Source organism: Pandoraea horticolens, from assembly GCF_902459555.1.
GTDB classification, from domain to species: domain Bacteria; phylum Pseudomonadota; class Gammaproteobacteria; order Burkholderiales; family Burkholderiaceae; genus Pandoraea; species Pandoraea horticolens.
The window spans coordinates 110,159-127,402 of sequence record NZ_CABPSM010000016.1 but is presented as its reverse complement, the minus strand read 5'-3'; the positions used below and the strand labels follow the sequence as shown (position 1 = coordinate 127,402).

17 protein-coding genes are annotated in these 17,244 nt (G+C 63.2%); 10 read left to right on the top strand and 7 right to left on the bottom strand.

Annotation, left to right across the window (positions count from 1 at the left end):
• The first annotated feature begins 64 nt into the window (after positions 1-64).
• Positions 65-784 carry a glutathione S-transferase C-terminal domain-containing protein gene (locus PHO31112_RS21975; RefSeq protein ID WP_150623059.1) on the top strand — a complete coding sequence of 240 codons (720 nt, stop codon included), beginning with the start codon at positions 65-67 and terminating at the stop codon, positions 782-784.
• 48 nt (positions 785-832) lie between these two features.
• Here PHO31112_RS21975 and PHO31112_RS21970 read toward each other — a convergent pair whose 3' ends face one another.
• Entirely contained in the window at positions 833-2,011 is a 1,179-nt protein-coding gene (locus PHO31112_RS21970) for a GGDEF domain-containing protein (protein WP_150623057.1), read from the bottom strand.
• Between the two features lie 119 nt (positions 2,012-2,130).
• On the opposite strand from PHO31112_RS21970, the gene PHO31112_RS21965 reads away from it, so the two are divergent.
• Positions 2,131-2,682: a DUF4019 domain-containing protein gene (locus PHO31112_RS21965; protein ID WP_150623056.1), complete on the top strand. Its 552-nt coding sequence runs from the start codon at positions 2,131-2,133 to the stop codon at positions 2,680-2,682.
• Between the two features lie 26 nt (positions 2,683-2,708).
• On the opposite strand, the gene PHO31112_RS21960 is transcribed toward PHO31112_RS21965, so the two are convergent.
• Positions 2,709-3,347 carry a GntR family transcriptional regulator gene (locus PHO31112_RS21960; protein ID WP_281355114.1) on the bottom strand — a complete coding sequence of 213 codons (639 nt, stop codon included), beginning with the start codon at positions 3,345-3,347 and terminating at the stop codon, positions 2,709-2,711.
• Positions 3,348-3,786: 439 nt separating this feature from the next.
• Complete coding sequence (locus PHO31112_RS21955; RefSeq protein WP_150623052.1) at positions 3,787-4,065, bottom strand: hypothetical protein; 279 nt, start codon at positions 4,063-4,065, stop codon at positions 3,787-3,789.
• A 145-nt stretch (positions 4,066-4,210) separates the two neighbouring features.
• Between PHO31112_RS21955 and PHO31112_RS21950 the strand changes: the two genes are divergently transcribed.
• The gene (locus PHO31112_RS21950) at positions 4,211-4,519 is read left to right on the top strand and encodes a DUF4148 domain-containing protein (RefSeq protein ID WP_150623050.1); all 309 of its coding nucleotides are present in this window, start codon (positions 4,211-4,213) and stop codon (positions 4,517-4,519) included.
• Positions 4,520-4,787: 268 nt separating this feature from the next.
• On the top strand, positions 4,788-5,783 hold the full coding sequence (locus tag PHO31112_RS21945; protein ID WP_246178461.1) for an alpha/beta fold hydrolase: 996 nt from the start codon (positions 4,788-4,790) through the stop codon (positions 5,781-5,783).
• A gap of 27 nt (positions 5,784-5,810) precedes the next feature.
• On the opposite strand, the gene PHO31112_RS21940 is transcribed toward PHO31112_RS21945, so the two are convergent.
• Both PHO31112_RS21940 and PHO31112_RS21935 read right to left on the bottom strand, forming a co-directional pair.
• Complete coding sequence (locus PHO31112_RS21940; RefSeq protein WP_150623101.1) at positions 5,811-6,362, bottom strand: GNAT family N-acetyltransferase; 552 nt, start codon at positions 6,360-6,362, stop codon at positions 5,811-5,813.
• Positions 6,362-6,952: a helix-turn-helix domain-containing protein gene (locus PHO31112_RS21935; RefSeq protein WP_150623046.1), complete on the bottom strand. Its 591-nt coding sequence runs from the start codon at positions 6,950-6,952 to the stop codon at positions 6,362-6,364. Before PHO31112_RS21935 ends, PHO31112_RS21940 begins: the two co-directional genes overlap by 1 nt.
• Before the next feature lie 91 nt (positions 6,953-7,043).
• Between PHO31112_RS21935 and PHO31112_RS21930 the strand changes: the two genes are divergently transcribed.
• The 6 genes from PHO31112_RS21930 to PHO31112_RS21905 all read left to right on the top strand — a co-directional run bounded on the left by PHO31112_RS21930 (position 7,044) and on the right by PHO31112_RS21905 (position 14,295).
• Entirely contained in the window at positions 7,044-7,547 is a 504-nt protein-coding gene (locus PHO31112_RS21930) for a GNAT family N-acetyltransferase (protein WP_150623044.1), read from the top strand.
• Positions 7,548-8,099: 552 nt separating this feature from the next.
• On the top strand, positions 8,100-10,946 hold the full coding sequence (locus tag PHO31112_RS21925) for a xanthine dehydrogenase family protein molybdopterin-binding subunit (RefSeq protein WP_150623042.1): 2,847 nt from the start codon (positions 8,100-8,102) through the stop codon (positions 10,944-10,946).
• Positions 10,943-11,611 (top strand): (2Fe-2S)-binding protein, encoded by a 669-nt coding sequence (locus PHO31112_RS21920; protein WP_150623040.1) that lies wholly within the window; start codon positions 10,943-10,945, stop codon positions 11,609-11,611. The genes PHO31112_RS21925 and PHO31112_RS21920 overlap by 4 nt, the downstream gene beginning before the upstream one ends.
• A gap of 187 nt (positions 11,612-11,798) precedes the next feature.
• Positions 11,799-13,031 carry a c-type cytochrome gene (locus PHO31112_RS21915; RefSeq protein WP_150623099.1) on the top strand — a complete coding sequence of 411 codons (1,233 nt, stop codon included), beginning with the start codon at positions 11,799-11,801 and terminating at the stop codon, positions 13,029-13,031.
• Positions 13,032-13,077: 46 nt separating this feature from the next.
• Entirely contained in the window at positions 13,078-13,761 is a 684-nt protein-coding gene (locus tag PHO31112_RS21910) for a helix-turn-helix transcriptional regulator (protein WP_150623038.1), read from the top strand.
• A 159-nt stretch (positions 13,762-13,920) separates the two neighbouring features.
• Positions 13,921-14,295 carry a VOC family protein gene (locus PHO31112_RS21905; protein WP_150623036.1) on the top strand — a complete coding sequence of 125 codons (375 nt, stop codon included), beginning with the start codon at positions 13,921-13,923 and terminating at the stop codon, positions 14,293-14,295.
• Between the two features lie 63 nt (positions 14,296-14,358).
• On the opposite strand, the gene msrA is transcribed toward PHO31112_RS21905, so the two are convergent.
• A complete protein-coding gene (msrA, locus tag PHO31112_RS21900; protein WP_150623034.1) occupies positions 14,359-15,150 on the bottom strand; it encodes a peptide-methionine (S)-S-oxide reductase MsrA in 792 nt (263 codons plus the stop codon).
• Between the two features lie 116 nt (positions 15,151-15,266).
• Positions 15,267-17,129, bottom strand: a complete 1,863-nt coding sequence (locus tag PHO31112_RS21895; protein ID WP_150623032.1) for a cytochrome c biogenesis protein DipZ — start codon at positions 17,127-17,129, stop codon at positions 15,267-15,269.
• Between the last annotated feature and the right edge of the window lie 115 nt (positions 17,130-17,244).

Here is a 17,244-nt window from a genome sequence, read left to right as displayed (position 1 = left end):
GCCGTCGTCGCCACATGTAATACTCTGCGCCATTCCATTCATATTGCGCAGGAGCCTGCCCTCGATGTTGACCCTGTACACCTTCGGCCCGGCATTCGGGCTGCCGGACGCCAGCCCGTTCGTTGTCAAAGCGGAAATGCTGCTCAAGCTCGCCGGGCTGCCGTATCAGACGAATCGGGGCGGGTTTCGACGGGCGCCCAAGGGGAAGCTGCCTTATATCGATGACAACGGCGAGATCGTGGCGGACTCGACGTTGATCCGGCTGCACATCGAACGCAAGTACGGGTTTGATTTCGACGCGGGCCTCACGCCTGAGCAACGGGGTGCCGCGTGGATGTTCGAGAAGGCGCTGGAAGATCACTTCTACTGGCACGTGGTGCAGGCGCGCTGGTGCGACGACGAGAACTTCGCCAAAGGTCCCGCATCGTTCTTCAAGTCGATTCCCTGGCCAGTGCGTCCCCTCGCGCAGGCGTTCATCCGTCGCAAGGTCAGAAACACGTTGCACGGGCAGGGGACGGGGCGTTATACGCCGCAGGAGCAAGCGCAACTACTCAAGCGCGGCGCGCAGGCCGCAGCCCAACTGCTGGGAGACAAACTGTACTTCTTCGGGCAGGCGCCATGCGGTGCCGATGCAACAGCCTTTGGATTTATTGCGAGCGCCATGTCGCCGGACTTCCGGATGACATTGCGCGACGAGATCGAGAACCATCCGAATCTGACCGCGTACGTGGTGCGCATGCGCCGCGAGTTCTTCGGCGATGCGAGCGACGGCTCGCACGCCTGAGCGGCGGCGGATGCGATGAGGCGATGCGATGCGGCAGGCGGCGCTGACTCAGCCCGCCTCGGACGCCGTCTCGTCGCTCGAGAGAACGTCGGAGAGCACGAGGTTGCGTCCGGAGATCTTCGCGGCATACAGGGCACGGTCGGCCCGCATGCACAGCGCTTCGAGGCTTTCATGTGCGTGCCACGTCGCCACGCCGCCGCTCAGCGTGTAATGACACACGCCGAACGGACCGGCCACCAGATGACGGCTCGCCTGTGTGCGCAGCCGCTCGGCAATACGGATGGCGCCAGGTGTGTCCGTGCCCGGCAGTAACACCGCAAACTCCTCTCCGCCCAATCGCCCGAAGATGTCGCCCTCGCGCAGGACGTCACGCACGAGCTTCACGAATTCGCGTAGCACCGTGTCGCCGCCGGCGTGGCCGTGCGTGTCGTTGATCTGCTTGAAGTGATCGAGATCGATGACCACGATCGACAGCGGCAGACTGCGCGCCAGGGCGCGCGCCATTTCCTGACGCGCCAGCAGGTCGAAATGCTTGCGTGAGAGCGCGCCGGTCAGATAGTCGCGGTTGGCGGCCTCTTCGGCGGTCGCGAGCATCGCATCGTGAATCATCATGACCGCGCCCATCGTCATGGCGGGCATGACGATGGTGCCAATCGTGAGCATTGCGGCGTTGAATGCTGTCGGTGCGTACAGTTCCGGACCGGGGGCCGGTGTCAAGCCGAAGACCACGCCACGTACCGCATGTCCGATGGCGAACACGGTCGCAAGGCTCGCCGTCAGCCAATAGTTATAGGGATGGCGGCGCGGCGGGATGTGCCGTGCAATGAGCTGGGCTATGGCCAGCAGCATCGTCGTGTGATAGGCGGAGACGATGATGACGCGCACTTGCGGATTGTCCGTGCCGTAGAACCAGAACAGGATCGCGGCGGCGAGAACCCCCAGTGACGCGCCCAGCACCTGCCAATGCGTCGGCTGACCGAGAAAACGGGCACACCCGGCGTAGTAAGACAGCAGACCGCCGGCGAGGGCGATATTGGCAATGGGAATCGACAGGAAGTCGGGCACGACGCCGCGCAGGGCGAACAGCGGCAGGGAAATAAGTACCGCCACGTTGGCGAGGCACCATTCGCGTACGCCTGCCACGCGTGAGCGTAGAAGGGAACCCACGATCAGCAACATCATGAAGCTGAGCAGTGAGGTTATCGCGAGCAAAGACGTCGTCAACATGGCGATGACCAACGGGGGGAAACGAGCATGTGTTGTGCATTGTAATGTACGCGGCTGCGCGCGTTACACGCCAGTAGAATGAACGGGTTAGTCTTTTTCGTTTCAAGGAGTTTGCGTCAATGTTGACGACCCAGTCTTTTGCGCTGCATCGTGCCCGTCGTTTCCGTCTGCTGCACATTCTGGCGCTGACCGCGAGCGTGGCCGGCAGCCTGAGTACCCTGCCGGTGCGGGCGCAGCAGGAGCCAATGGAGCGCCGCAGGGCACAGGCGCCGCTCTTCTCAGTTCCCGCAAGCGGTGCGACTGCACCGGCGGCCGACATCAACCGCGACGTGCGCCCGGCGCTTGAAGCCGCCAACCTCTGGCTCGGACTCGCGGATCTTAATCGTGGGCAGCAAAGCTGGGAGCAGACCGCGTCGGCGTTCCAACGCGCCATCTCGGCCGAGGACTGGGCGCAAAGTCTGAGCGCGGCGCGTTCGCCGCTGGGGAAGGTGAAGTCGCGCAAGACGAAGGATGCCGTATTTACGCGCACCATTCCGGGGCAGCCGGACGGCGAGTATGTGGTGATTCAGTACGACACGGTCTTTGAACACAAGGCCGATGCCCATGAGATGGTGACGATGGTCTTGGGCATCGATAGCCGCTGGCGGGTAGCCGGCTATCTGGTGCGCTGAGGCGGCAAGCGCTTGCGGGCGCTGCGTCAGCGCGGCAGGGCGGGCTCGACGATGGCCATCGTCGTCTCGACGTGGGTTCGCGCGATCTGCGCTGCCCGTTCGTCGTCATGGGCTCGCAAGGCGGCGAGCAATTCACGGTGCTGGGCGTTGGTGGCGCTCAGTTGTTCGTCGGAGAACATGACGGGGATGCGCAATGCCCAGTAATAGAATTGCGTGCGATCGTGAAACTGCGCCAACACTATGTTATCGGCAGCCTTCACGATCAGATCGTGAAATTCCGTGTTCAGGCGATTGAGGGCCAGACGCGGCAAATGACCGCCCGGCTCCATCTGTTCGATGAGCGCGGCCAGGACGTCGCAGGCGTCGGGGGTGATTTTGCGCGCGGCGAGTCGCGCCGTTTCGGCTTCGATGGCCGCACGACTTTCGAAGATCGCGTGCACTTGCAGGTGGTCGACCCCCTGAACTTCCCAGCCGCGATTGCGGGCGATGAAGCCCTCGCCTTGCAGGATGAGCAGGGCCTCACGCACGGGGGTACGCCCAACGCCAAGCCGCTGAATCAGATCGTCTTCGATGAGGCGCTGCCCCGGTCTGAGTTCCGAGGTAAGAATCATGCTGCGGATCCGGGTCCGCACTTCTCCAGTAATCAGGTTGCTGGGCGCTTTCATCTGATGCATGTCTTCCATTGAGCGGCGCGCGCGCCGTGTACTTCGGCGAGATGCCGCAGCCGTGCCTGGCATCTCGGGCACGGGCCGCGTTCAGCGGGCACCCCCACGCCGCTGCGGATTTTACCGAGTTTCTTTCCGCGCCTTCAAAACCATTCCGGGAACGTCAATGCTGTGGCACTTATGCGTGCAATGCATCAATGACATCAGATTTTGCGCAATTCTTTCGGCTTCCGAAGCGAGTGCTTGCTTATACATGCGTTTGAAGTATGCGGAAAAAGTACCGTAACGCCCACCGCAGCGCGGTTTGCACTCACTCACATGTCATGCGGGCACTCGCTGTCTTAGCGTTGCGGGTACCGAAACATGCGTCGTGTGAGGGCCCGGGAGCGTTGATGAAGATATGAAGCAGCAGACCCCAATAACCATTTAGTCAAAGTGGTTATTGACCGGCGTCGCGTTTCTTTTCGACACACCAGATGTCGCGTTCGCCGGCGAGCCTGAGTCGCCAGCGCTTGGCCGGAAGCTGCGCACCTGTGATCGTTCGGTACGGCGCAACATCCAGTATCAGCGAGCTTTCGGCGAAAGACTGATATTGCCCGACGCTGCCCGCGCCATCGCTGAATTCCAGCGTCACACCACCTGACGAGGCTGTCGGCCCGTCGTATGCCGTCAATCGTGCATTGGGATAGAGATGGGTGTGATGCAAGTGAAATCGCATTCGACCCCCTTTACGTCTAATTATTTCAAAATAAGAAATTATTGATTATAAATATTGTTATTTATTGTCAAATTGCGCATCAATAGACTGTAACTGTCGACGATGAGTTAAGCATCGCCCCCTTCAATAAGACAGGAGAAAGACCATGAAGCGCACTCGTATTACCTCTGCCCTGATTTCCGCCATGCTGGCCGTGTCGGCCGGTTCGGCCTTTGCCAGCGATGCTTTCGACGGCCCGTCGGAATTCTCGTGGGTGCCCCAAACCAGCGCGCTCACCCGTGCTCAGGTGCGTGAGGAATTGATCCAGGCGCAGAAGGCGGGTCTCGTGGCTCAACACGATACCGTGTATCCGAAGGCGACGCCCAGCGCTCAACCGGCAGCGCCGGCAGCATCGGTGGCGGCCGGCTCGGTCGGCGGTCTGCAACGTGCCGGCACGACCTACTTCGGTAACTAAGTCTCACCACGGGCACGCGCGGCAGCCCCAGATATTCCGGGCGCTGCAGCGCCCGGGCGGGCTTTTTGCGAGGCGTTCGCGTAAGAGAGCCGCGTGGCACAATCGCCCCATTCTGCTTTGTGCCACTTCGCGTGCTACGGTGCGCCTCTCTCTTATGACGTCATCGCTTAGCCAACGCATACACCGCGTGTCGCAACGAGCCGCTGCGACGCTGCCCACAGGTGCCCTGGCCCGTCTCACCTGCCTCGTGGTTCTGAACGCCGCCCTGATGGCCGCGCCTGCGCGCGCCGCCGACACAGCATCGGAAATCGCCCAGAGCAACGCCGGTCCGGCCTATGGTCCCGAGTTGCAGGGCTTCGACTACCCGTATCCGGTCAATCGATTCGACTTCACCTCGCAGCGCTTGCCGCTGCATATGGCGTATCTCGACGTGAAACCTGCGCAGGCCAACGGGCGAACCGTCGTGCTGTTGCACGGTAAGAATTTTTGCGCCGCCACGTGGCAAGAGACCATCGATACCCTGGCCGGGGCGGGCTATCGCGTGATCGCCCCGGATCAGGTCGGATTCTGCAAGTCGAGCAAACCGGCGCAATATCAATACAGCTTCCAGCAACTCGCGAACAATACGCATGCGCTGCTGGCCTCGCTCGGTATCAAAACGGCGACCATCGTGGGGCACTCGACGGGCGGGATGCTGGCCGTGCGCTATACGCTGATGTATCCCGGCGAGACGCAACAACTCGTGCTTGTCAATCCGATCGGTCTTGAGGACTGGAAGGCGTTGGGCGTGCCGTCGAAGACTGTGGACGAGTGGTACGACCGTGAGCTGCGCACGACTGCGGCGGGCATTCGCCGTTACGAGCAGGCGACGTACTACGCCGGTCAATGGAGCGATCGTTACGAGCCGTGGGTGCAGATGCTGGCCGGGATGTATCGCGGGCAGGGCAAACGCATCGTGGCGTGGAACTCGGCGCTGCTCTACGACATGATCTACACGCAGCCGGTGGTGTATGAGTTGGGACAGATTCGCGTGCCGACGCTGCTGCTCATTGGTGGCAAAGACACCACGGCCATCGGCAAGGACTTTTCGCCACCGGAGGTACAGGCGCGTCTCGGACACTACCCCGTGCTCGCCAAAGCGGCACAGGCGGCAATCCCTGGCGCCACGCTCGTGGCGTTCCCCGAACTGGGGCACGCGCCGCAGATGCAGGACCCTGCGACGTTCCACAAAGCGTTGCTAAGCGGTTTGGCGGCGCTGCACTAAAAGGTTGCAGACCGTTCCGGCGACGCGTCAGAGGTGCTTGTAATAGAACGTTGTGGCACAGAACGCGCCGTCGGGCATGAGTGCGAATTTCGGCACGTCGCCCGCGCGTTGCCAGCCGCTGCGCTGGTAAAGCCGTTCGGCGTCGCCGCCTGCTACGGTGTCGAGCACCAGCACGTGACGGCCTTCATTGCGTGCGACGTCGTCGATGGCCGCCATCAACTGCTGTGCCACCCCCTGACGCCGTGCCGAGCGATGGACGAGCATCTTTGCGACATCCGCGCGATGCGGCTGGTTCTCGGGCAGGTCGAGAATCAGTTGCACCGTGCCGACGATCTCGCCATCGCCCGCCGCGCCGGGGGGACGACGGCGGGCAACGAGCAACGCGCGTTCGCCACGCGCCACGCCGTCGGCCACCTTGCGCCAGAACGCAGCGGCGCGCTCGCGCGTAAGCGGCAGCATGAAGCTCACCGACGCGCCGCCTTCCACGCAGTCGATAAGCACGTCGGCGAGTGCGTCGATGGCCGCAAACGCTTGCGCGCCGTCAAGTCGTTGCAGGGCAATGGACGACGAAACAGACATCACGATGTTCTCCTGGCCGCGATGAACGGCAGTGTCACGAGCCCGACGAGATAACGTGCGGTCACTGACGCAGGGTTATGAAAACCGATCGGTTGATCGAGCCGCATTGCGAGACAATCGCCCGTATCGAGCCGCCACGTAGCGGTGCCCAGAGTGATTTCGATGGTGCCGTCGATTACCCATATCTGTTGCCAGACTTCGTTGTCTCGCGTGCCTGTGTCATAGGCGACGCGCTCGCCGGCCGGAAACTGCACCTCGACGAACTGCAGTGGCGAAGGTTGTGCCGGCGAAAGATTGCGTCTCACGTAGCCGGAGTCGGGGTCTGTCCACACCGGCTGGTCGGCGCGGCGAGCCAGAGGTGAGGGCGGTGCGTCGTCCCGCGCGTGCCCGTCGAACAACGAGGCGAGCGTGACATCGAGCGCGGTGGCAAGCTTGTCGAGCACGTTGGCCGTCGGACTGGTCTGCGCGCGCTCGATAAGCGAGATGCTCGAGCGGCTCACCCCGCTGCGCTCTGCGAGTGTGTCGAGGGAATAGCCCCGCTCGCTGCGCAGATCGCGCACACGGCGGGCGATGCGTTCGTTGATATTCATGCCATCTATTTTAATAGAAATTTATTTCCAGTAAAATAGATGGCATTGTTTATGCCGTCATTCACGGCTTTTTTGCTTGCGGAACCCTCAAATGATTTCTTCGCTCATTGTTCGCGACGCCGCTGACGCCGATCTCATCGCCATTCGCGACATCTACAACGACGCTGTCGAGTACACGACCGCCATCTGGAACGAGGGGCTGGTTGACGTCGACAATCGACGCGAGTGGTTGGCGGCGCGTGTGGCGCGCGGGTTTCCCGTGATCGTGGCCGAGCGCGACAACAAGGTTACGGGGTACGCGTCGTTCGGTGATTGGCGCGCATTCGATGGCTATCGCCATACCGTCGAGCATTCGATTTATGTGGACAAGAACTCGCGCGGCGGCGGCGTTGGCGAAACGCTTATGCGCGAACTCATCGAACGCGCGCGCGCACTCGACATTCACGTGATGATCGCGAGCATCGAAGCGCAGAATACGCCGTCGATTCGTCTGCACGAAAAACTCGGCTTCCGCATGGTCGGCACCTTCAACGAAGTCGGGACGAAATTCGGCCGCTGGCTCGACCTGACGTGCATGGAATTGCGTATCGAATGAACGCGTGAAAATACGCGCTGCACAATAAATCCGATGCCGCTATGTCTTGTGAGATATAGCGGCATTTCTCATTGGGCATAGGCAACACACACCGTTCGAATATCGCCCGCGCTTGCCCGCTGTGCGGTGCGCCATGCCTGACATATTGCGCACGTTCTCACGCAGTGCGGCATGACCAACCTTGTCATTCCCGGAGTCGACGTGTAGCCTTGGCACGTCCGATGTCACTCATGAAGCGTGTTCATATAGAACTTCACGAGCGCATCACGGCAGGTGAATGTCACGCATTGTGAACATGCATCGTGGGTCGACGGCGTGAAGTCCGACGACGCGGCCCCGTGAGCGTTGCAGTGCTGTTTTGCGGTTCGCGAGCTTTGTGATCGTGATTTATCCCCCCAAAACAAGACGGACGGAACGCTTATGCCGCGCCTGCCAAGAAAACACTGTCCACCTGCGGCTGTGTCGAGCGATGACGCTCGTCCTGATGTCGCTGCTGAATTCCCTCAGCTTTCCCGATCCTCGCAGCGTCCCGATGCCGCGCCCGGCTTCGCCATGTCGCGTCGCGGGTTTCTCAAGGCCTCGGTCGTTGCGGGCATTTCGGTGTACATCGCCCCGTTGGGCAGCCGCGCGTTCGCCGCGCTGTTCGAGGACAAGAACCTCACGCCTGTCGCGTGGGACGCCGCGAAAGGACAAGCCAAATTCCGCATCGATGGCACTGCCAAAGTCACCGGCGCCAAGATCTTCGCGCGCGACGTGCGTTCGCGTGACATGCCGGGGTGGCCCGCGCAGCAAGCGCACGCTTTTGTGCTGCGCACGACGCTCGCCGACCGTCCGTACCTCGGCTTCGATCTCTCGCGTCTGGACGACGGCCTGCAACCGGATCGTGTGGTGAGCGCCGACGATCTCGTGCGCGATGGTGTGGCCTTCCCCGAGTTCTATGGCGAGGACATGTTGCTGCCGGCGGGCAAGACACCTGCTTATCTCGGGCATGCGGTGGCGATCCTGATTTATCGCGACTTCGCGCGTTTTCGTTTCGCCAAGGACAAGCTCAAGTTCCACAACGAGATCATTCGCTACGGCGACGTGACCGGCCCGCTCGAGCGAGATCCGTGGGGGAGTTTCCGTTACGTGCGCGTCGGCGGCAAAACGGCGTACGACGACGACGTCTATTCAAGCCTGAAGGACGCGCCGATCTTCCCGAGCATGATGCGCAAGCATCTGCCTGTCTGGCCCGACGGCAACGATCACGGCAAGCTCGATGAGCAAGGCATGGCCTATGCGGGCAAGATCGGCGAGTCGCTTGCGCACCCGCCCGCGAACTGGCTGGTGATGTCGCGCGAGTACCGCACGCAGTCAGTCGACACGGCGGCGCTCGAGCCCGATAACGCTAACTGCTGGTACGACGCGGCCACGCAGACGTTGCACATGGTGGTGCCCACGCAATCGCCATCGGAAGTTGCCGAGAACGCGGCGGCGATGGCAGCCAAGGGCCACTTCCCGGTCAAGCGCCTGATCGTCTACCCGTGCTACACGGTGGGCTACGGCTCGAAGGACCACTACAACATGCCGTTCTACGGTCTGGCAGCCGCGTTGTACGGCGATGGCTTGCCCGTGCGGCTGGCCAACGATCGCTACGAACAGTTCCAGACGTCGCTCAAGCGGCACGCGTTCACCATGCGTTATCGCATTGGCGTCGACAAGGAAAGTGGCTTGCTCCAGGCGTTCTCGGCCGATATGGAATGCAACGGCGGCGGGCGAATGAACTTCTCGCCCTCAGTGGCGATGGTCGGGGCAACGGCGGCGCAATCGATCTACTACTTCCCGCAGAGCGATCTGGCGAGCGTAGCGATCGCCTCGCGTGCGATCGACGCAGGCTCGGCGCGCGGTTACGGTACGTTGCAGTCGATGGCCGCCACCGAAATGATGATCGACGAGATGGCGGCGCAACTCGGTGTCGACGCTATCGACTTTCGTCTCAAGAACGCGCTGCGCTCGGGCATGAAGAACACGCAGGGCGCCATTCCGGCAGGGGCCGTGCGGGTGGATGAAGTGCTCGCCCGCGCCAAGGCTCACCCGTTGTGGACGCAGCGAGACAAGAAGAAGGCGGAGTACGAAGCCGCGCATCCGGGGCGTCGCTACGGCGTCGGGTTTGCCTGCGTGCAAAAGGACTTCGGCACTGGCGCCGAGACCTCGTTCGCGCGGGTGGAGATCGACGAGACCGGCAAGATCTCGTTGCATCACACGGCGGCCGAGATCGGCACGGGCACCTCGACATCGCAAGCGGTTGCGGTGGCAAAGTGGCTCGGCATGCCCGCAACGGATGTGCACATCGCGATCACCGACTGGCCGGAACTGCCGGTCGTGACGAGCGGCGATCCGTATCTGATGTCGCAGGCCGATCAGGACAAGCTCGCCGCCAATCCGCGATGGTCGCCGGGGTATGCGTCGCCATCGAGCGCGACAAACTCCGCTTTCTATTTCACGCACAGCACGCGCGAAGCCGCACGGTTGTTGTTCCTGCAAGGACTGTGGCCGGCGGCGCTCTCGATCTGGCGTCGCGGACTCGGCGGCGGCCAGGCGGCACCGCTCGTGGTGCGTGCGGAAGACGCGCGCTGGGTCGAGGGCAAGCTCTCGGCCGCAGGGCTCGAAGCGCTGCCGTTACCCATGCTCGCCAAGACCGCGCACGAACTGGGACTGGTGACGGGCGCGACGGTGCATGTCTTCAATCGCTGGCAGTGGGCCGAAGCGGATTGGGATCTGGGCGACGGTGTGACACAGCGCCTGCCCGTCGACGGCATTGCACTGCGCTTCGGCAAGGGCGCGAAAGGCGCACCGTCACTCAACGCGGGAAGCGCGGGCATGCAGGTTGCGGTGCCCACACCGGGCACCGGTTACCGCACCATCGACCGCAAGCGTGTGTATTACCCGCCGGTGCAGCGTAACAACGCTGCGGTGACCTACTACAGCGCTGTGGGCACGCTCGTCGAATTGTCGGTACATGAGGCAAGCGGCAAGGTCGAGTTGCTTACGCACCATTCCATCATGGAATGCGGCAACCAGATTTCGCCGCAACTCGTCTCCGGCCAATTGCAGGGTGGTCTCGCGATGGGCATAGGCCATGCGTTGCATGAGTATTTGCCGCTGTATGAAGACGGTCCGGGCAACGGTACGTGGAATTTCAACCGTTATCACTTGCCGCGCGCGGTCGACGTCGCGGTATGGACGCAAACGGGAGAGGTGTTGCCGCCGATTTCCGAGACCGATGTGCCCAAGGGCATCGCGGAAGTGGTGATGATTCCCGTGGTGGGGGCGATTGTGAACGGCCTCGCGCACGCGATTGGCCATCGATTTACGGATTTGCCGGTGACGCCGGAGAAGATCCAGGAGGTACTGGCATGACGGACGTTTCGAGTGCACCGCTGGCCGCGTCGGACGCCACGGCGACGACGGGTGCGGTACAGGATATGAGCGGTGCGAGCGCTGCATCGGCACCGGCAGCACCGGCGAACGGCAAAACGCCGTGGGAAACACTGCCTGTGACCGTGAAGGTCAACGGCATATCGCACGGGCCGATGGACGTGCCGGCCGGCCTGATGATGATCGACTTCCTGCACGAGACCCTTGGCCTCACGGGCTCGCGTCTGGGTTGCGGGCAGGGCATCTGTCACGCGTGTGTAGTGATCGTCGATCATGCCGACGGCAGCAGCGAGACGGTACGCACCTGCATTACCGGGGCGAACTATTTCGACGGCAAGACTGTGCGCACCGTGGAAGGCCATGCGGTGCGCGATACCGACGAAAAACTCACGCTCGCACCGATTCAACAGGCGTTTCTCGATCACTTCAGCTTTCAGTGCGGCTACTGCACGCCGGGCTTCGTGAATGCGGCGACGGTGCTCATCGAGGGGCTCAAGCGCAATCCGGTCGCCCGCGCGGATCTCGAAGCCGCGATCACGGCGGGGCTCAACGATCAGATCTGTCGTTGTACGGGCTACGTGCGCTACTACGAGGCCGTGCGTGACGTCATTCTTCGCACCCCCGGCTGCATCAAGGATGCCAAATGAAGGACGCGAAATGAGGGGATATGCCATGCGCCTGAATCGCGTCACCCGATGGAGTACACGTGCGGCATGCGTCGCCGTTGTGCTGCTGATTGCCGCCTGCAACGACTCGACGGCGCCCAAGCCTCCCGAGCCCGCACAGCCGCCGAGACCGAAGACGTCGATGGTGCCGTCGCTCGTCACGAGCGCGATGGCCGCAGATGCCCCGAGCGCTACGGCGTCGGCGGCCAGTGGTGCTTCGGCATCCGCACCGCCGGCATCAACGGCATCGCCCGCACCGGCGGCGAACGCTTCGTCCGAACAGATCGCTCGCGGCAAGTATCTGGCGCGTGCGGCCGATTGTGCGGCCTGTCATACGAGTGCGGACGGTGCGCCGTTTGCCGGCGGCGTGCCGCTCAAGTCACCGTTCGGTACGTTCTACGGCACGAACATCACGCCAGACAAGACGAACGGCATCGGTGGCTGGACGGCCGACGATTTTTACCGCGCACTGCACGACGGTGTCGCCCCGGATAAGACGCTGTACCCGGCCATGCCGTACACGTCCTATCGTCAGATGACCCGCGCGGACAGCGACGCCATCTACGCGTACCTGATGTCGGTGAAGCCGGCCGCTGTGCCTAACCGCAAGCACGACCTCTCGTTTCCGTACAACATGCGTTTCGGCATGCGCGGGTGGGACTGGATGTTCCTGAAGGACACGCTGCCCGACGCCTCGAAGGGGCAGTCGGCGGACTGGCTGCGCGGCCGCTATCTCGCCAACGCCCTGGGCCACTGCGCGGAATGTCACACGCCGCGGGGCACGTTCGGACAACTCGACAAGGCCAAGCCGCTCGGCGGCGCAGCGCTCGGGCGCATTGCTGCACCCGATCTGACGCCCGAGGCGCTGGCTGCGCGCGGCTGGACGGTGAAGGATCTGCAAACGTTCTTCGGCACGGGCATCGCTCCGCAAGGGTCGGCGTTCGGCGAGATGTATCCGGTGGTGCACCTGAGCACGCAATACCTCACGCCTGACGATTTGCGCTCGCTTTCGACGTATCTGCTCGGCGACGCGGTGCCTGCACCGAAGCCGTTGCCCGACAAGCCCGACACGAGCAAGCTGACGGCCGGCCGCAATCTGTATCTGGCTGTCTGCGCGGGATGCCACGCGGCCGATGGCACGGGCAAGCCGCACGTCGCGGTGTCAATGCTGGGCAATTCGACGGTGCGCCAGAAAGATTCGCGCAATCTGATCGTCGCGATCCTTGATGGCATCGAGCCGCAGAAATTCCCGGGGCTGGAGGCCATGCAGGACATGCCTGGGTTCGACAAGCGGCTCACCGACGCGCAGATCGCCGAGTTGAGCAACTACCTGCGCGTGGCCTATGGCGGGCAAGCGGGCGACGTGAATTCCGAGATCGTCAAACAACTGCGTCAGAAGTAATCCGATGCATCACCTCGCGGGACGGCATGGCGCATAATGACGCGCCATGTCCCGCACACAACGTCTCTTCTCTCTGATGCAGTTGCTGCGCCGTCACCGCTACCCGGTGGCGGGTGCGGCGCTGGCCGACTCGCTTGGCGTGAGCCTACGCACGCTCTACCGGGACATTGCCGTATTGCAGGCGCAGGGCGCGCACATCGAAGGCGCGCCGGGGCTGGGCTACGTGCTCAAGCCGGGTTTTCTGCTGCCACCGCTGATGTTCTCGGAAGAAGAGATCGAGGCGATCGTGCTGGGTTCGCGCTGGGTGGCCAAGCGTACCGACGGTGCGCTGGCCGACGCCGCGACGAACGCGTTGGCCAAGATAGCGGCGGTGCTGCCGTCGGATCTGCGCGCATCGCTCGAGGCGTCGACGCTGCTCATCGGTCCGGGCGATCCGTTGCCCCCCATGATCGTCGATCTGACCGTCATTCGCGAGGCCATTCGTGCCGAGCGCAAACTCCACTTGTCCTACCGGGATGAAGCTGGGCGTATGTCCGAGCGCGTCATCTGGCCGTTCGCGCTCGGCTTCTTCGACCGGGTGCGCATGATCGTCGCGTGGTGCGAGTTGCGCGACGGTTTCCGTCACTTTCGCGCGGATCGCATCGAAGCCATGACCGTAACCGAAACGCGCTACCCGCGCGGGCGGCGAGCGTTGCTCAAGACGTGGCGGGAAACGACCGGCAGACAGTGACAACCGGCGGTCTTCACGGCGTTTCGAATCGGCGTTCGACTACTGACAAAATCTGACAGCATCCCTTCGTACGATGGCATTCATGACAGCGCGCGGCAGCACCGGCATCACGGGGCCGACGAGGCGGCAGTCATTCATCATTATCGATAGGAGCTAGTCATGCTGCACCCGAACATGGTCAATCTGTATGTTGCGAGTCCTCCGGAGAGTGCGGCGTTTTACGCCGATCTGTTCGACTTGGAGCCGGTCGAAGCGTCGCCCGGATATGCGCTGTTCGAATTTCCCTCGGGGCTGAAGCTGGGGCTGTGGGCGCGTTTTTCCGTGGTGCCAACGGTGATCGCCCCGCCGGGGGGGAGCGAACTCGTGATACCGGCGGCGTCCGACGCACACGTGGATGCCACCTGGGAAGACTGGCGCGCCCGGGGCATCACTATCGTACAGGCCCCGACGACGATGAACTTCGGTCGCACGTTCGTGGCATCCGACCCCGATGGCCACCGGTTGCGCGTGTACAAGCTCGCCGAGAATCGCTGAGGCATGCAGTAAGGGCGAGCAGGGCGTGTGAACGCACGCCTGCCGCCTTTATCGCAGTGGCGCTTACTTGGTGGCTGCCTTCACGAGCACCGGGGTGTCGCGATAGAGCGTGGGGAACAGGCGTTTGAGGTCGCTCACCTTCGGCAGATCGTTGATGACGATGTACGGATACGTCGGATGTTCGGTCAGGAAGTCCTGATGATAGGCCTCGGCGGCAAAGAAGCCCGTGTACTTCTCGACCTTTGTCGCGATGGGCTTGCTGTAGGCGTGCGAGGTGTCGAGCTGAGCGATGTACGCGTTGGCGACATTGCGCTGCGCATCGTTCATCGGGAACACAGCCGATCGATATTGCGTGCCGCTGTCGGGCCCCTGACGGTTCAGCTCGGTCGGGTTGTGCGCCACGGAGAAGTAGATCTGCAGCAACTTCCCGTAGGAGACCTGCTGCGGATCGAACGTCACTTCCACTGATTCGGCGTGGCCCGTCGAGCCGCTGCTGACGGTTTCGTAATCGGCGGTCTTTGCCGCACCGCCCGCGTAGCCGGACACGGCCTTTGTCACGCCCTTCACATGCTGGAACACGCCTTGCACTCCCCAGAAGCAACCGCCGGCGAACACCGCCTTTTCGGTGCGCGCGCCGGTGGCGGCCTCGTCGAGTTTCGGCACGGGGATGACCACGGCCGCTTCGGCACCGCCGAACGCGTAGGCACCGACTTGCCAGACGAGTACCCCGGCGGCGGCTGCGGCGGCACCAACCAGAACGCGCCGGACTCGCGAGACGGGCGACGTGCGGCGTGGCGATTGGCCTGAAGTTTCGTCGCGGGCTTGCGACGGGGAAAGCGAATCGAATTGAGGCATTTGAAAACTCCCGGCGTCCATGGACGCCTCGGTGGCAATGTCAGTGGCGATGGAGGTGTTGTGCTGGTTCGTGCGCGCAGGCGTCAGGTCGAGTGATCTGTCTGACGTGTTCATACTCAACCAAACGTGAAGGCGTAGGCAAACACCCCCGGATCGAGAAACTCGATGGTGAACGTCCGGTCGCGCACATCGCCCGACTGACGCACCAATTGGTAAAGGCGTTGCGACGTCACCGTGCCGGTGCCATCGGCAGCGACGTCGGTGCCGTGGGCATCGCCGGGGGCTTCACCGTCGAGCGTCACGCGAAAGCGCACGGGTTTGCCGCTGGCGTCCGGGCCGAGCACGAGGTGCAGGTCACGGGCATGGAAGCGGTAGACGATGCGGGCACCCGCCTCGGTTGCGGTAGCCTGCTCCGGCCCGACGCGCCAGTGACCGGCCAGTCCCCAGTGGTTGAGCGACGGCATCGACGGCGCGCGATAGTCGTTGGCCTGATCGTGTACGGCACCGCCAGGGGACGCGAAGTTATTGGCGCGCTCGTAGCCAACATAGGTTTCCGGCGAACCGACGTCGCGCATGTCGGCGGCTTGCTGAATGCCGTTGGCTTGTACGTCGGCAATACCGCCTGTGACCTGCTTGGCCCCAGCCTCGTGCAACAGTTGCTGGATCACGCGCTCCGATTCGGCATAGTTGCCTTCGCCAAAGTGGTGGTAGCGCACGCGGCCCTGCGCGTCGATGAAGTAGTGCGCCGGCCAATACTGATTGTTGAAGCCGCGCCAGATGGCGTAGTTGTTGTCGATGGCGACCGGGTAGTCGACGCCCAGATCGTGTACAGCCTTCTTCACGTTGCCGATATCGCGTTCGAACGCGAACTCGGGCGCATGCACGCCGATGACAACGAGGCCCTGATCACGATACTTCTGTGCCCAAGCCTTCACATACGGCAGCGCGCGCAGGCAGTTGATGCAGGAGTATGTCCAGAAGTCGACGAGCACGACCTTGCCGCGCAGGGCTTGTGCGGTGAGCGGCGGCGAGTTCAGCCATTGCACGGCGCCGTCGAGCGAGGGCAACTGGCCCTCGACCGGCAGCGGGGTGGGCGCATCGACGGCGGCACGCATCATTGCGCTGCCGGTGGCGGTCATGGCTGGGACGCCTGCGTTGGTGTCAGTGCCTACATTGGCCTGATCGGTTGCCGGGGCGTTCTGTGCGGGGGCGTTGGCATTGGCGGCGTTGTTCCGGCGGGCGCCCAACTGTTCCACGAGCTTTTGCTCGATGCCGCCCGTCGACGCTGTCGAAATCCGTGCAAGCACGCCGGTGTCGAGGCCGAAGGCGATCGCGCCAACGCCCGCGAGCATCAGTCCGCCGAGCACGCGGCGAATCCATTCGCCTGCGCCGAGCGAGCGTTTCATGGCGGCGAACACGCGTCCGCCGACGAGCAGTGCCAGCGCGAGCGATGTGGCCGCGCCTGCCGCATAAGCGAGCAGCAGCAGCGTCGTGCCGACGCTCGCGCCTTGCAGCGCAGCGCCTGTGAGTACCAGACCGAGGATCGGGCCGGCACACGGCGCCCAGAGCAGGCCGGTGGCAATGCCGAGCAGGAACGATGCGCCGGGGCGCGGGCCGGTAGCCGCGCCGGCGGCGGAGCCGTCACCTTGCGCAGACTGCGAGAGACGGTCGCCCAGCGACACGAGCGGATGCGTGAGCCGTTCGGCGAGCTTCGGAAAGAGCAGCGTCGCGCCGAAGAACGCCACCAGCGCGAGTGCGAGCCAGCGGCCGTACTGGTTCGCCTGCACGACCCAACTGCCGCCCACGGCCGCGAGCGTGGCGACCAGCGCGAACATCAGCACCATGCCGGCGAGCATGGGCAGCACGCTGCGCGCGAAAGACTGGCCCGCACGCGAGAAGACGAAGGGCAGCACGGGCAGAATACACGGGCTGACGATTGTCAGAATCCCGCCGAGGTAGGCGAGGATGAGCAAGGTCATGAAGTGCTCCTGACGCAACACTCGAATGCCGGGCGTTGCGCCTTTGATGGGTTAGCGGCGCCGGATCTGGCGAACGGGCGGGATAGCCCTCTTTCTCAGGGGGGGCGGCCAGGGG